The organism is Marinobacter shengliensis (assembly GCF_003007715.1).
Classification (GTDB): Bacteria; Pseudomonadota; Gammaproteobacteria; order Pseudomonadales; family Oleiphilaceae; genus Marinobacter; species Marinobacter shengliensis.
Genome location: NZ_PXNO01000019.1, coordinates 380687 through 395109, shown reverse-complemented (window position 1 = coordinate 395109; position 14423 = coordinate 380687). Strand labels below are relative to the sequence as shown.

Below are 14423 nucleotides of genomic sequence, written 5' to 3'. Positions count from 1 at the left end.
TGCGCGATCCGTCTCATATTTCCCAGTTAGGCTAAAACGCAACACCACGCTGCAATAAGTGCCCTCTCGCCCATTCGCTACCATGTTCCCAGGCCAGATCGAGGTACCCCTGCTGCTGTTCCGTAGTGCGCTCGAACGTACCTTCCAGATAGAGAACAATATCTTTGGTGGCGAATTTGTATGCAGCCGGGAGTACGCTGTAGGGAGGTGCGCCGAGGAGCGGGTTTTCGCTCGCTCCCGCGTTGACAAGCATTTTGACTATCTCAAGATCTCCACTAACAACCGCGTCGCGCAACGCGTTGGATGACATCTGCTCGCTGAACCCATCGGGGTGGGCGCCGTGGTTCAGTAGCTGTTTAACCACAGATTCTGATTTATTGAACACAGCGAGTTTTAGCGGGAATCGATAGTCCTGGTTGTAGACATTTGGCCTTGCTCCCATTGAGAGCAAGGCTTCCACCATGTCTTCCCGGTCGGCTTTGACGGCGGTCATGAGAGGGGTATTCCCTCTGAAATCCCGGGCATTAAGGTCGTATATCACAGGGTGCAGCGCCCGGAGTGCCTCAACCTTGCCAGTGTGTGCCGCGATATGGAGAGTTTGTGGTGTCATTGTGGCACCGTTTTTCAGCAGGGATTCAATAGCCTCAGTGTCGTTCTGGAGGACCGCTGCATCCAGAAGCGTCAGCCCGCTAACCGGGTCCTCTTCGTTGAGCTTTTCTCGATCAACGGTCGGCAACACGCTGTAACCTTCCTGAAGGTATCTCCAGACAGGGGGTGTGGGTTCGTCGGTATTCGTGAACAGTCGGCGCAGGCGGTCTAGAAGCGGGGAAGTCTGCCTGTTTTGTTGGTCTTGCTGGAGCAGGCGGACAAGAGCGATACGGTGCCCCCACTCGATGTCTTCTCCAAGAACCTCTGTTGCCTCCTGAACCGGTGATGAGCCGGAATAATCTTTGTCGCCAAGATCCGCGCCGCTGCGAACCAACGCGTTGATCAAAGACAGATTTTTTCCCGAACGGATGAACGGGTTCAACACATCTGCCAAGGGTTCATCCAGAGCCGCGCGTCCTTGCTGTTTGAGCCATGAAACCAGCTGCTCTTCAGGCATAGCCTGCGAAAGATGCTCCAGGCTGGCGATAAGGAACTCGGCTCTTTTACCTGAATCCATGGAATTTAGCAGCGTTTCAGCCAGTTCCGGCTTCTGGGACAGCAGTGCAAATTGGTAGGTCGCGCTGTACTTACGCATAAACAGGCTCGGCCGAAACACTGCACCCTTCTGGTGCAGTGACTCAAACGCTGGGAGGTTGTTGTACCTTGCGGCCATGGATAGCAAAGGCTCTCCGGCAAAGGTATCGTTTGGGTCAAGGGACTGATCCAGAAGCATCTCGTACCAATCACGGTTTTGTTGTGCGAGGGCGACCATAAAATAGGCGGCTTCGGGCTTTTCTTCATAGTGCCCGGAATCCAACGCTGCAAACTCTCTGCTCAGGTAGCTCATCAGCCTTTCCTGGCCGTAAATTGCAGCAAGGATAGCGAGGTTGTCGGAATGGCGGGCGTCCGCTCTGGCGAGAAGCAACGCGACAGGCTCGTTCAGGCGAGCGGCATAATCCAGGGGGAACTTTCGTGCATCGTCTTCCGGGTAGACTCCCTCGCTCAGCTCGATGGCCCGGGATGCGAGTTCAGGGGTGCCATACGCACCAATCAGATGGAAAGGGGTCCGGCCCCGTTTGTCTGTCTTGAGCAGCACCTCAGAATTCAGTAATAAGGATGCTGCATCAAATTGCCCGGCGCGTATTGCAAGGTGGGCAGGCGTTTCCCCATGATCGTTGGTTTGGGTAAGGTCGGCCCCCTGTTCTATTAATGCCTTCAGTGTTTCAAATTCGTGTGTTTTCAGGGCTGTCAGCAATGGCGAAAGTTCAGTTTCGGGCGCAGCCACTGTCTGTTCAGGGCGGCCCGAACTATCCAGGTTTTTTTGCGCAAGCTCCAGAATTGTGCCCTCGGGAGCTTTAACGGCAGAAGGATCGCCGCCCGCCAGCAAAAGCGTCATGAGTATCACAAGCTTTCGATCCCGAACCGCCCGGACAACGGCATTGCGATAGCCATCCCCTGTACCGTTTGGGTTAGCACCATGCTTCAGCAGTGGGTCAAGCATTGCCACATCACCGTTTTCGATAACACTGAGTACAGCTTCAGACAGGCACTCTTTATTACCGGCGTGCGTTTTCGCCAGCAACTCAATGGCTGGTAATGAGCTCTGCCGGATTGCCACATCAAACGCGGAACGACACCGGCGCCTTGGCGCCCTGACGCCGGCAGTCACAAGGTCCACCAAAAGATCGACGTTGTCATAGCGAACAGCTTCCATGAGAGCGTAGGTCAGGAGGTCTGCGCGTCGATTAGTAAACGACAGAACCTTTTCAGTCCACCCTGCTGCTGCGAAGTATTCCAGCCGCTCATAGTAATTGTCGTCGCCCAACACGGCATCCGGATGCCATAACTGTTTGGCAAGATCAGTGTTTCCCGTCTTGGCTGCGACTATAAATGGTGATGGCTCGGTTTTGTCGATCTGTTGTAATGGAGGGTTCTGTTTTAAAGCCCACTGCACCAGGTAAGGATTGTCTTTTCGCAGGCCTGTGCGCAGAACCTGAGTGATCGGGACACCTTGTGACACCACGAGTGGGGCAAGTTCCAGCATCTCGCCGCCGTGGCTACCTATCTGATTCAGTAGCCAGGCAGGGCTGATCACTCGCCGGTTGACCAGGTACGCAAGGTCCTCTAAATCATAGTTGATCAGGACAGCATTGCCCTCTCGGGGATAAAACGCCAGATCGTCTTTCTCTTGCTCTAATGAGTCGTACAGCATTCTTGCGAGCTTCGCGGAACCATACTTTACGGCGAGCCTGACGTCCGGTACGGCGACAGATTGCCAGTGATTCAGAAGCTCGCCAACGGCTTCGACTTGGTTGAACCGAATGGCGATTTTCAGCGGGGTCCATTTGTTGAAGCATTGGCTCGACAGAGTCGCCCGAGGGGCGAGTTGGAGCAGTCTTTTCAGTGTGGGCAAGTGGCCAGATGCAGCCGCCCAGTGCAGGGCGTTGCACTCCGCCTGATTTAGATCCTGTCTCAGGAGACTCTCAGGAACCCGTCCTGGCTGCCCGATGAATGACCACCAGGCCGCAGGTGAAATGCCTGGCGGCGGCATTCCATCCCCATGTTTTTGCCAGTGCGCCATCAACGTGTGCAGAACAAGGACATTATCAGCCAGCTCAAATGCTGTACCTGACCGCGAGTTGATGAGTGGGTCTGCGCCTGCGTCCAACAGGAGGGTGACGGATTCGGAAGCGCCATATCGCGCGGCTTTATGCAGTGCGGTTGGATGGTTAACCGTCCTTTGAAGGTTTGGATCGATACCTGATGTCAGTAGCCATTGGACAACGTTAACCTTGTTGGAAGACGAGGCGGAGTGAAGCGTGCTATCTCCGAAGCTGTCGAACTGGCTGAAATCGACTCCGAGATTATGCAGATATTCCAGAATTTCAAGCTGCCCCTGTTTCGCCGCGGTATTGGCAAACCCTGCCCACTTCGCATTCTCCGGGTTGATGTTATTGCCTTGAAGCCGAACCCAGAGCTTTAGATCATCCAACTGGCTATTGTTTGCCATGACGTGTGGGGCTTGACTAATAGCCAGAGGGCTCCAAGTGAGCAGGAGCGATGACAGGCAGAACGCCCAGAGCAGCTTCATTCAGGAATCTCCGTTTCCTTGGGGGGCAGTACATCCTTGTGAGATCAGCGCGGAGCGTAACAAAATCGGATGTTATAGTCAGCTCTGGTGTTGCTCCGTCCAAGGCTTTGAAGACCATATTAAGCGACTCTTGTGGCTATCACATCAAAGTTTCCAGATAGGTCGTCAGGTAGAATGGCCCCTCCAAAGTAGTCGCCGAACTGGGTATCAAATTTTATGCAAACCGCTAATGGATTAGCAGCCAGTTATGCGCCTGGCGCCTATCGCCGGGATGCAATCCCAGTGCAGGAGCCCCTCAAGAACATCAGCCGTTTTGCCAAGTCACTGGAGGCAGGGGATTTCATTGAGCGTTTACCCTGGGGGGATTATGCGGGGCTCGATATGCATGTCCTTCCCCAGTATGTGAAGAACTACCAAAAGAAACTCGAGTCGGGCGGAGTTGGCTGGGTGGGGCCCAAATGGACGCATCGACAGCAGCCTTCTGATTTCGTCAAAAGCCGTTGGCAGTTGTTACTTATGCTCGCTGGTGGTTTAGCAGACTACGGAGTAATGAAAGTATTCTTCGTTGCCTTCGCTTTTGCTGAAATTGTCGCCTATATAAAGTTTGGAGAGTTTTCGTTTGTTTTTCTGGCGTTGGTCGGTCTTCACTTATTCTTCCGCTACCCCTTCACCTGGTTTCTGCAACGCAATCCCGGATTCATTGTTAAGGATCTGGGCTGTGGTTTTTTCCGCCCAACGGGCATGGTGAAGTTCCGTACCTGGCGAGAGGAAACCTTCGAAGCACCGTTTATCGAGTTTGATCCCTACATCTCATTTCATGTGAATCCGAAGGGCCCCGTCAGCTACAAGCTACTTCTGCGCCATCGATATACCGGTTGGCAAACGACCGTCGCGCAGGTGGCGGATGTCCACAAAGTGGAGCTGTATGCACACTGGGATGAACTGCAGCGGTATATGGACGTTAGCCAGCCCTTACCCGACGTTCCGGCGTTGGAAAAGTACCGTCACCTGGACCCCACAACAGCCGAGTACGATGCAGCAGGCAAGCGGGGAAGACCAGCGGACTATTGGGCAACCCTGGATCTGGCGTGGTGGGAAAACGAGGGTTATCCGGCCCACCTGAAGGCTATTCGGGAGTTCCCATGGTCGACACTGGAAGATCGGATGGAGAAAAGCGTTCCGAATCTGGCTGAGGCGGCCATGGTGTAATACCCGTGAGGTTCTGCCACCGACATCGGCAAGGCGAGGCTCGGCCGTGAACATCGCTCCCCATTGGCGTATTATCCCCGCCTGACTGATTAACCAACACTCCAGGGGAGCCCACCATGATCTGGACCGTATACCTTTCCGGCGAAATCCACACCGACTGGCGTGAGCAGATTGCTGCGGGTGCCGAGGCGGCGGGCCTGCCGGTTGAGTTCACCTCGGCCAACACCGACCACGAATCCAGCGACGCCGCGGGCGATTTCCTGGGTAAGCCGGAGAGCAATTTCTGGCGTGATCACCAGTCTTCCAAGGTGAATGCCATCCGCACCAAGACCCTGCTTGAGCAGTGCGATCTGGCGGTGATCCGCTTTGGCGACAAGTACAAGCAGTGGAACGCGGCCTTCGATGCCGGCTACTGTGCCGCCATGGGCACGCCTTACATAACCCTGCATGATGAAGACATCGTGCACCCGCTCAAGGAAGTGGACGCAGCCGCCATGGCCTGGGCACAAACGCCGGAGCAGGTGGTTGAGCTGCTGAAGTATGTAACGGCCTGAGTACAGCGTTTTCCGTAACACCATCAACAGGATGTAAAAAGGGCAAAGGAACATGCCACTCTTCACTACCGGCAGTGTTAGGGCAACAGCCCTGACACTTTGCCTGCTTTTTCTCTCGTTACTTGCCATTGATCCCATTCAGGCCAATGCACGGCCGCCTGCCATCCCTCTGGCCAATGTCTATCACTCGGGTGTAAACCTCGAGGAATACTGGGTCAGCGAAAAACTGGACGGCGTCCGGGCCTATTGGGATGGCGAGCAGCTCTGGTCCCGGGGCGGCCATGTATACGCGGCGCCGGACTGGTTTACGGCGCAGTTTCCCCGGCAGCCGTTGGATGGTGAACTCTGGAGTGGTCGCGGGCGCTTTGCTGAGCTGTCCGGGGTGGTGCGCAAAGTGCAGCCGGTGGATCATGAGTGGCGTCAGGTGAGGTTTCATGTGTTTGATCTGCCACAGCCTGAAACCGTGTTCGAGCAGCGTTACCGTCAGTTGGAACAGCTGGTTGCAGCCTCTGGCTCTGAGTATCTGGAATTGGTGGCGCAGCGCCCGGTTGCCAGCCATTCAGAACTGATGGCAAAGCTTGAACAGGTGGTGGCTGCCGGTGCTGAAGGGTTGATGCTAAAGCGAAGAAACAGCCGGTATCAGGCCGGTCGTTCCGATGATCTGCTTAAAGTGAAAACCCATGAGGATGCGGAAGCGAAAGTCGTTGGTCACCTGCCGGGCAAGGGCAAGTACGAGGGGCTGATGGGGGCTTTGGAAGTGGAGCTGTACGATGGCCGGCAGTTTCGCATCGGAACCGGGTTTACCGATGCGGACAGGCGCAACCCGCCGGAGATTGGCTCAATCATTACCTTCCGCTACCGTGGTTTGACCGCCACCGGCTTGCCGAGATTTGCCAGCTTTCTTCGGGTCCGGAATGATGAACCGGTGCCGAGGGCCGATTAGGGCGAGATGGCCTTGCTGCTCTGGGCCAGCTCCTCCAGCGTGCTGTATTCACACTCCAGTTCAGCGATGAAGGTGCGGCCGGAATCGGTCAGGATGTTGTCATCCCGGAGTAGTCGGCGGCCCAAAAGTACCGGGTACGAAAATTTGCCCCGGTCGGTGAGGGAAAACTGGGTTTCATGGACCTTGCCGCCGAGACAGAAGTCCATTTCGACCACATAGCGCCGCTGTGAGGGGGCGCCCTTGCGTTTGATCAGTACGGTGCGATAGACCGGCCGCTCAAATTCCAGAATCACTTCGTCGTGTTTCAGATCACCCTCGCTGGGCTGGTCTTCGTGGTCACCCAGCGGGAGCTGGAAGCGCACCCATTCCTCGTTGTCCTTCTCGAAAGATTCCACATTCACAGCATGCAGGGACGAGGTCTTGGCGCCGGTATCCAGGCGTGCTTTTAACCGGATGCCGGTCTCGCCCATCACCACCCACTCCACAAAGCCCATCACTTCCGGCTCCGCCGATGCTTGTGACTGAGTCTCGGCCGTGGCCGGGTTGGCAGAGAACAAGAGGCTGGTCAGGGCGATGACAGCAGATCGCATTGGATGCTTCCTTTGGCTGGTCAATCTGAAAAGGTGGAGCGGCACGGGCCGGTCCGTTTCTGTGCAATTCCAGCAAGGTTATCAGGGTCGGTCGCCTGTAGCCCTTTCGGGCAGATTAACAAACCGTGAGCCTGTCTTGCCGGATTTGCTCCGGGGCCGCCACTCTGGCCCGAAAATGGCCAGTGTAATGCACTGCAAAGGGCGTACACTGAAAAAATACTCGGGAGACTAACCATGGTGTCTGTTCCTTCCGCTGGGCGAGTCCAGCAGCACATTTCAGCCATTGCCAGCGGCTTTCTGGGTGACTGGCTGGAGCACCGGGGCAATCCGCTGGCGGTGCCGATGACGGTGTTTGCCGATGGCGAAGCGCTGGATCTGCAGAATCCCCAGCCCGCAGTGCCGGGGAGCGTGCTTTGCCTGTCCATCCATGGGCTGATGGAGCTGGAATCAGTGTGGGATTTTCCGGCCAGGCCCGATGAACACTACGGCACCCACCTCGCCAACACGTTGGGCGATACGTCGGCCCTCAAGCTCCGTTTCAATACCGGCCGGCCCATTTACCGTAACGGCCAGGATCTTGCCGCGTTGCTGGAGCGGCTGGTGAGTAACTGGCCGGTACCGGTCAAGCGGATTGTTCTGATCGGCCACAGTATGGGAGGCTTGCTGATTCGCAGTGCCTGTCATTATGGGGCTGCGAATGATCACCGCTGGGTCAGCCTGAACCCGGATTGTGTGTACATCGGCTCACCCCACGACGGCTCCTGGCTGGCGGTGGGCGCCCATAAAGCGGCAGGCTGGCTGAATCGGGTGCCCCGGGATTATCTGAAAGTGGTGGGCGAGGTGATTGACCTTCGCAGCGAGGGTATCCGCAACTTATCCCGGGGGGATGCTTTTGAACCGGGTACCTCAGATCAACCGCTGTTGCACGGTGCCCGGCATTACGTGATCAGCGGACTGCTCGCCAAGGGCGAACGGCACCCTGTAAACGTTCTGTTTGGCGATGCCCTGGTGCATCAATCCAGCGCCCGTGGTGATCGTCGTGAAGGCTGGGAGCTGGCGGGCATCGCCAATTTTCCCGGTGTTGACCATATTCGCCTGGCCCACCACCCCTTGGTGAGCCAGCAACTGCAGGAGTGGCTGGCATGAAAGGACCGGACAACAACACGCAATGGTGGCTGGGTGTGACGGAGCTGGTGGCCCAAGGCATGCATCACGGCGCGGTTAAGCTGAAACGTGTGCACCTTTCCATTGCAGACGAGAGTTTTCGGGTGCTGGACGTCATTCCGGCCACTCGGCCCGGTAGCCGGCTTGTTCGGGTGTGCCACCATGGTATCGCCAGAGTCAGTTACGACAGCGTGTCGCTGGCCGGTCGTGTGATTGCCGAAGGGGCGGCGTCTGCCGGTGCCCGTTTGGCGATGCGTCGGCAAGACATGACTGAAACATGAATGATTCTTAGTAGGGTTTTAACCCCCAACCAGCCGTTATCTCTGTAGGGTAAACGCATGCAATCGGGATAGAGACATCCGGATTGTTCGTTTCGACGAATGGAAAACCCAACCACAGAGGAAACGCGTTATGAGCTACAAAGCCAGTTTTGCGTGTGCCACGGTTCTGTCTGCTGCTGTACTGACAGCCCCTGCCGTCTGGGCACAGGATAAAGTGAGCCGGGATAACTCAGGGCCATACATCAGTGGTAGTTACGGGGGCTACAAATCCCACGGCGGTGAATTCAAGGATGAAAACGATCTGCTGGGTGCGGCGCTGGGTTACCAGTTCAATGAGTTCTTTGCCCTGGAAGCGGAATACATTGATTTCGGCAAGTTCGGCGATGACGACGTTAAAGCCAAGCTCAAAGGGGTTGGCCTGAGCGCTGTTGGCCGTTTGCCTCTCACTCAGAGTTTCGGGGTGTATGCGAAGGCCGGTGCATTCGCTTCGGCCTTTGATGTGGATGCCTTCGATGAGAGTGAAACCTATGACGAGGTCAATCCGTTTATTGGCGCCGGTGTGGATTTCCGGGTGACCAATAGCCTGACCGCCTTCGCCGAGTATGCCCGTTACAACGTGGATATCGATGAAGACGATTTCAATGGCCAGATTACCAATAATGGTCCGGATTTCGACACCGGCCGGGTTGGCTTGAAGTACCAGTTCTGACTCGTTGCGGGTTTGGGGCGCCGGCTGTAGCAGGCCGGCGCCCCTTTCTTTACGCCTTAGGGTGTTCGGCTTCGTCTGGCCCCGATGTTTGCCCTGCTGGAATAACCTCCAGGCGGTTCCGGCCGTTACGCTTGGCGGTGTATAGCGCCTGGTCGGCCAGCCGGAGATATTCCGCAGATGTGTGCTCTGGTGTTGGAAACCCCAATGCCAGGCCAATGCTGACGGTCAGATCAATCCCTTTATCCTTGCAGGTATCACAGCGCCGGGTTGCGACTTCCTCGCGGAACCGGTTCAGCCGAGCCTTTATGTCATCTGCATCCTGATAACTGGCAAAAATCACAAACTCTTCTCCACCAAACCGTGCCAGACGGTCAGTGTCGCGGCGGAAATGTTCGCGCATGGTATTTGCCAGAGATTCCAGGCACCGGTCACCAGCCTCATGCCCCCAATTATCATTAATCTTCTTGAAATGGTCCGCGTCGACCATGGCAACCGCAAAGCCGGTCTGGTGCCGCAGGCACCATTGAAAGCTGTTGGAGAACTCCCGGTCGAAGTAGGTGCGGTTGCCCAGGCCTGTGAGGTTATCGGTCACACTCAGACGGGACAGAGCGGTATTGGCCTCGGCAAGTTCCCGATTGAGACGGCCGAGTTTCCGGTTCCAGTAGACCAGCAGGGCGGTGGCCAGCAGGCCCAGCGAAAGTATTTGCCAGAACCGGGTATAGTCCACGCGTTCCTCGATTCGCAGGTTGCGCCAGGTGCTTTCAAGCTGAGTGCGCTCTGCAGGTGTCAGGCTCAACACCAGTTTCTGCATGATTCCGTGTAACGTGGGTTCGTCATTGCGGGTGCCGATCGCCAGTGACCAGTCGGCCGGTACCCGGCCAATCACCTTCAGGTCCGCCAGGCCCATTGACTGCATGTAGTAACTGGCGGTGGCCAGTGTAGTGACATAGCCGATCAGCTCCCGGTTCTGAAGTTTTCTCAGGCCTTCTTGCTCTGACTCTACGGTAACCAGTTGCAAGGATGGATTGCGTTTGCGCAGTAATTCGGCAAACGCGTAGCCTTCCACAATGCCAACGCGGCCGCCCTCCAGCTCGTTGAGACGCTGAATGAACGGGGCCTCAATACGGCCAATCACCACGTTTGGTACTTCCAGATAGGGTGAGGTGAAGTCCAGATAAACGGACCTTTCGGGTGTACGCATGGCCATCGGGAACATGTCGCAACGCCGATCTTTCGCCGCGGCAATGGCTTCCTGCCAGTTGCTGGTGGGCACCAGCCGGAAACGCAGGTTACCTCGTTGGCTGAACAGCTCAAGCACATCTGCGGCCAGGCCGGTGTGTTTGCCATCCCTCACGCCTTCGAGGGGCATCCAGTCCGGGTCTGCGCAGATGCGAATTTCCCGGTTCCGTTGTTCCAGCCATAGGGATTCGGTGTCTGTCCAGTGCACCAGTTCCGCTGTGTTCAGCGAGGGCTGGTTGCTGGCGCCGAGCCAGCGGGTTTCGATCACCTGTTGTTCCGTTGGCGTAATGCTGGTCAGTGCCTGATTCAGGATGTCTGCCAGCGGCGCCAGGGCCGGTCTCACCCCGAAGCGAAGGTCCTCGCCACTGAAGCCCGGGAGCTGAAGTTCTCCGGCAATTCGGGTGCCACTGATACCCAGTTGCCGGATCCAGTAATTGCCCGAATGCAGGGCTCCGATAACGACATCCACATCGCCGCTCGCCAACGCCTGGAACATGGGTTGCTGTGAGTGGAAGCTGAGCAATGTGCCGTTACTCAGCAATTGCCGAAGCGTTTCCTCATAGTAGATGCCCGCGCCCAGTCCAACCCGATAGTGCTTCAGGTCCTCAAGGTTTTGGTAGTTGAGACTCTCATCCCGGGTAAAGATGACGTTGGGAATGATGTGATAGGGCGAGGTGAAGTGGGCGAAGGACTCCCGTTCCGGGCGATGGGACATGTTGGCCATGACATCAATGTCGCCGTTCTTGAGCATGGGGATCAGTTCGTCCCACTGGCCGCTGACAGGAATAGCCTGCAGGCCAGTCAGGTCAACCAGCCGGTTCATGATATCCACGCTCAGACCTCTGACCCGCCCGCCGTCGGTGAAACTGAACGGCGCATAATCATCCATGAATCCGATCCGAACCGGCCCCAGACTCGCCAGGTACTGTCGTTGTTGCGAGCTGAGGGCCAGCTCTGTACCTGTGGAGCCGGTCAAACCGCCAAACTCCTGCCAACGCTGCAGCAGGTGCTGCAGTTTTTCCTCCGGTACGGCATTCAGCCCGGCCTGAATCTGATTGAACAGGTTCAGGTTGTCGGTGAGAACACCAATACGGAAATCCTCCCCGGAGTATTGTTGCAGCGGCGCCGGGCCAAGCAGTTCCAGGAAGCGGAAACCGGCCTGATTGGCGAGATACTCCATAGTGAGTTTGGGGCCCACAGCAATATCGATCCAGCCAAAGGCCAGTGCCCGAACAACGCTCGTCAGGGAGTCGTAGGTGGTCAGTGAAATGCCGGCGTCGGCGAATTCAGTGCGGTAGAAAATGTCCTCTACCATGCCAACGCGAAGGCCTTGTAAGTCGTCCAGCGCCTCAATCGTGGGAGTCGGACGGGCGCTGTCATGCATCAGGTAAATTTCGCGGTAGTGATAAGGTTCGGAGAACAGGACCTTTTCAGCACGGTCCGGACGCCAGGAAATACCGTCTATCGCATCCAGATCTCCGCGCAGGAAGGCCGCATAGATGTCTGGCCAGCTACCGGCACGAAAATCAAAGACCAGGTTGCTGTTGCTGGCCACTTCCCGAAGGACGTCAATGGAGAACCCGGCTGGATTGCGACCTTCAAAAAAAGTGTAGGGTTCGTTGTCGGCCACCACGCCAATTGTGACCACGGGAGACGGGCTCTCCGGCTCTTCCGCCCGGGCTGCGAACGTCAGCACCGCAATCATCAGTGTGGCCAGCGTTAGCCAGGCAGCACAGAATTTTCGCTGGGGCGGTTGAGGCAGGCGGCTTTGCAAGGTATACCTTCCCTGTGAATAACAGTGCCAGTGTAGTTGCAGATCGTAACCTTTGACAGTGGTGTGTGGCTATATTGAATACAGATTCAGGCTATGAAACGGCACGCCTTTGATGGAGTAGGAGAATGACAGAAACGGGTTTTGACTGGCAGCAGATTCCGGCCGCGGTATGGCGCCGGCACCGCTCCGGCCTTCGGGCCATTCGCCGGCTGGATCCGGTCAGATGGGCTGATCTCACGGGTATTGACCGGCAGAAACAGGCGCTGGCCCGCAACACCGAACGCTTTCTGGCGGGGCAGCCCTCCAATAATGCGTTACTTTGGGGGTCCCGGGGCACCGGCAAATCGTCTCTGATCAAGGCATTGCTGAACCGTTACCAGGCAGATGGCCTGCGAATGATTGAAGTGGACAAAGACGACCTGGTGAACCTGCCGGAGATTGTCGACGACATCTGCGAGCTGCCGTACCGCTTTGTGATCTTCTGTGATGACCTGTCGTTTGATGTGGGGGAGTCCGGTTATAAGGCCTTGAAAAGCGTGCTAGAGGGATCACTGGAGCTGCCCCCGGAGAACGTGCGGGTGTATGCCACCTCCAACCGCCGGCATCTGATGCCGGAATTCATGAGTGACAACCTGAAAAGCGAGGTGCGCGACGGCGAGCTGCACCCGGCGGAGGCAATCGAAGAGCAGGTCTCACTGGCGGACCGGTTCGGGCTGCAATTGTCGTTCTACCCGTTTTCCCAGGATATCTATCTGCAGGCGGTAGACGCGCTGTTTCCTGAGGTGGCAGAGCGCTCGCAACTGCACCAGGAGGCCGTCCGGTTTGCCACCGGCAAAGGGGTACGCAACGGGCGCACGGCCCAGCAGTTTTACCGCCAGTTTGCCGGGGACCCCAGATTCGGCTGACGCCGGCTATTGCCGGCGGGCCATGCGGATAAACCGGTGGTGGATGGTCCGGATGCCCAGGAATACCAGCACCATGATCACCGGTATGGCCACGCCCAGTACCAGGGATTTGTTGAACGCCAGGCCGCTATCCTGCAGTACGTCCAGGCCAAGCTTGAGCAGGCTGATCAGATAGTAGGAGATCGCCACTACCGAGAAACCTTCCACCGTGTGCTGCATCATCAATTGAATGCGGGAACGGCGGTCCATGGAACTCAGCAACTGCTGGTTCTGGCTCTGGATCGCCAGTTCCACCCGGGTACGCATCATGTCGGAGGCTCGGTCTACCCGGCGGGACAGGTCTTCGAGCCGTTCCCCCACCGCTTCGCAGGTTTTCACGGCCGGGGTTAGCCTGCGGGTCATGAATTCGCTGATGGTCAGGTGGCCGGAGACTTCGTCTTCCCGCAGTTCTTCCAGCCGGGTCAGCACCAGTTCGTGGTAGGCCCGGGTGGCGGCAAAGCGGAAGGTGGAGTGGGCCCGGTAGGCTTCGATCCGGGCGGCAATGTGGGTCAGTTCGGCCAGTATCTGTTGTTCGTCCAGGGATTCGTTATCCGCCAGGGACTGGGTGATGGTGGCCAGTTTTTGGTCCATGTCGTTCAGACTGGGCGTCATTTCCCTGGCCAGTGGCAGCGCCAGCAGCGACATCAGCCGGTAGGTTTCAATCTCCATCAGGCGTTGTACCAGGCGGCCCAGCTGGCTGTTGGACATCTTGTGATTGAGCACCATGAACCGGCCGAAATGGTCGCTGTGCAACTGGAACGAGCCCAGTACCCGGGCGGCGCCTTCCTGTGGACTGCTGCCAATGAGGCGCATACCTTCGAAATACTTGCGCATGAACGCCAGTTCGCTGCGGGCGTCCTCTTCTGACGGGCGCACCTCTATGTGAAAGGCCCCGACAATGGTGCCGTCCAGCTGTTCCAGCCAACCCTCAGGTAATGAGCTGATGCCGGTCTCGGCAAACGGGTCGGCACTGGAAACGTCCAGGTTGGTGAAGGTGTAAGAGGCAAACTCCATATGCACTTCACGCCGGACTCGCAGCTTGCCGAAGTTGTGCTCATAGCAGCTGACTTCCTGTTCCGGCCAGGGCTCGCCCAGCAGGCGGTGCAGCCGCTGAAGATGCGCGAACTGTGTTCGGCGCTGCTCCGGTGTGACCAGCACAGCAATGTGTGTCACCCGGGCGGTGGAAGGAATCACCTGGAAGGGGCGTGAGTGCAGTTCCTGGTAAAGGTCTGCCCGCAAGGGATGAAAATCCAGGGATGACGTTTCGGCACTCACAA

General features: G+C 57.0%; 11 protein-coding genes. 7 read left to right on the top strand and 4 right to left on the bottom strand.

Annotation, left to right across the window (positions count from 1 at the left end):
- Positions 1-31: 31 nt before the first annotated feature.
- Positions 32-3739, bottom strand: a complete 3708-nt coding sequence (locus C7H10_RS05515; protein WP_106694059.1) for an ankyrin repeat domain-containing protein — start codon at positions 3737-3739, stop codon at positions 32-34.
- Between the two features lie 216 nt (positions 3740-3955).
- Here C7H10_RS05515 and C7H10_RS05510 point away from each other — a divergent pair, with 216 nt between their 5' ends.
- The 3 genes from C7H10_RS05510 to C7H10_RS05500 all read left to right on the top strand — a co-directional run bounded on the left by C7H10_RS05510 (position 3956) and on the right by C7H10_RS05500 (position 6445).
- Positions 3956-4948 carry a hypothetical protein gene (locus C7H10_RS05510; RefSeq protein WP_146136798.1) on the top strand — a complete coding sequence of 331 codons (993 nt, stop codon included), beginning with the start codon at positions 3956-3958 and terminating at the stop codon, positions 4946-4948.
- 116 nt (positions 4949-5064) lie between these two features.
- A complete protein-coding gene (locus tag C7H10_RS05505) occupies positions 5065-5502 on the top strand; it encodes a YtoQ family protein (protein WP_058091620.1) in 438 nt (145 codons plus the stop codon).
- 52 nt (positions 5503-5554) lie between these two features.
- Positions 5555-6445: a DNA ligase gene (locus tag C7H10_RS05500; protein ID WP_106694057.1), complete on the top strand. Its 891-nt coding sequence runs from the start codon at positions 5555-5557 to the stop codon at positions 6443-6445.
- Here C7H10_RS05500 and C7H10_RS05495 read toward each other — a convergent pair.
- Positions 6442-7035: an ATP-dependent zinc protease family protein gene (locus C7H10_RS05495; RefSeq protein ID WP_061330931.1), complete on the bottom strand. Its 594-nt coding sequence runs from the start codon at positions 7033-7035 to the stop codon at positions 6442-6444. The two genes, C7H10_RS05500 and C7H10_RS05495, sit on opposite strands and share 4 nt — an antisense overlap.
- A 234-nt stretch (positions 7036-7269) precedes the next feature.
- On the opposite strand from C7H10_RS05495, the gene C7H10_RS05490 reads away from it, so the two are divergent.
- The 3 genes from C7H10_RS05490 (at position 7270) to C7H10_RS05480 (ending at position 9189) form a co-directional block, all read left to right on the top strand.
- Complete coding sequence (locus C7H10_RS05490) at positions 7270-8181, top strand: esterase/lipase family protein (protein ID WP_106694056.1); 912 nt, start codon at positions 7270-7272, stop codon at positions 8179-8181.
- Entirely contained in the window at positions 8178-8480 is a 303-nt protein-coding gene (locus C7H10_RS05485; protein ID WP_106694055.1) for a hypothetical protein, read from the top strand. Before C7H10_RS05490 ends, C7H10_RS05485 begins: the two co-directional genes overlap by 4 nt.
- 130 nt (positions 8481-8610) lie before the next feature.
- Positions 8611-9189, top strand: coding sequence for an outer membrane beta-barrel protein (locus tag C7H10_RS05480; protein WP_106694054.1), 579 nt, complete (start codon positions 8611-8613; stop codon positions 9187-9189).
- Between the two features lie 49 nt (positions 9190-9238).
- Here the strand turns inward: C7H10_RS05480 and C7H10_RS05475 are convergent, their stop codons facing one another.
- Positions 9239-12202, bottom strand: a complete 2964-nt coding sequence (locus C7H10_RS05475) for a transporter substrate-binding domain-containing diguanylate cyclase (RefSeq protein ID WP_244178188.1) — start codon at positions 12200-12202, stop codon at positions 9239-9241.
- A gap of 125 nt (positions 12203-12327) precedes the next feature.
- Between C7H10_RS05475 and C7H10_RS05470 the strand changes: the two genes are divergently transcribed.
- The gene (locus tag C7H10_RS05470) at positions 12328-13107 is read left to right on the top strand and encodes an ATP-binding protein (RefSeq protein ID WP_072676050.1); all 780 of its coding nucleotides are present in this window, start codon (positions 12328-12330) and stop codon (positions 13105-13107) included.
- A 6-nt stretch (positions 13108-13113) separates the two neighbouring features.
- On the opposite strand, the gene C7H10_RS05465 is transcribed toward C7H10_RS05470, so the two are convergent.
- Entirely contained in the window at positions 13114-14421 is a 1308-nt protein-coding gene (locus tag C7H10_RS05465) for a DUF3422 family protein (RefSeq protein WP_106694053.1), read from the bottom strand.
- Positions 14422-14423: the final 2 nt, after the last annotated feature.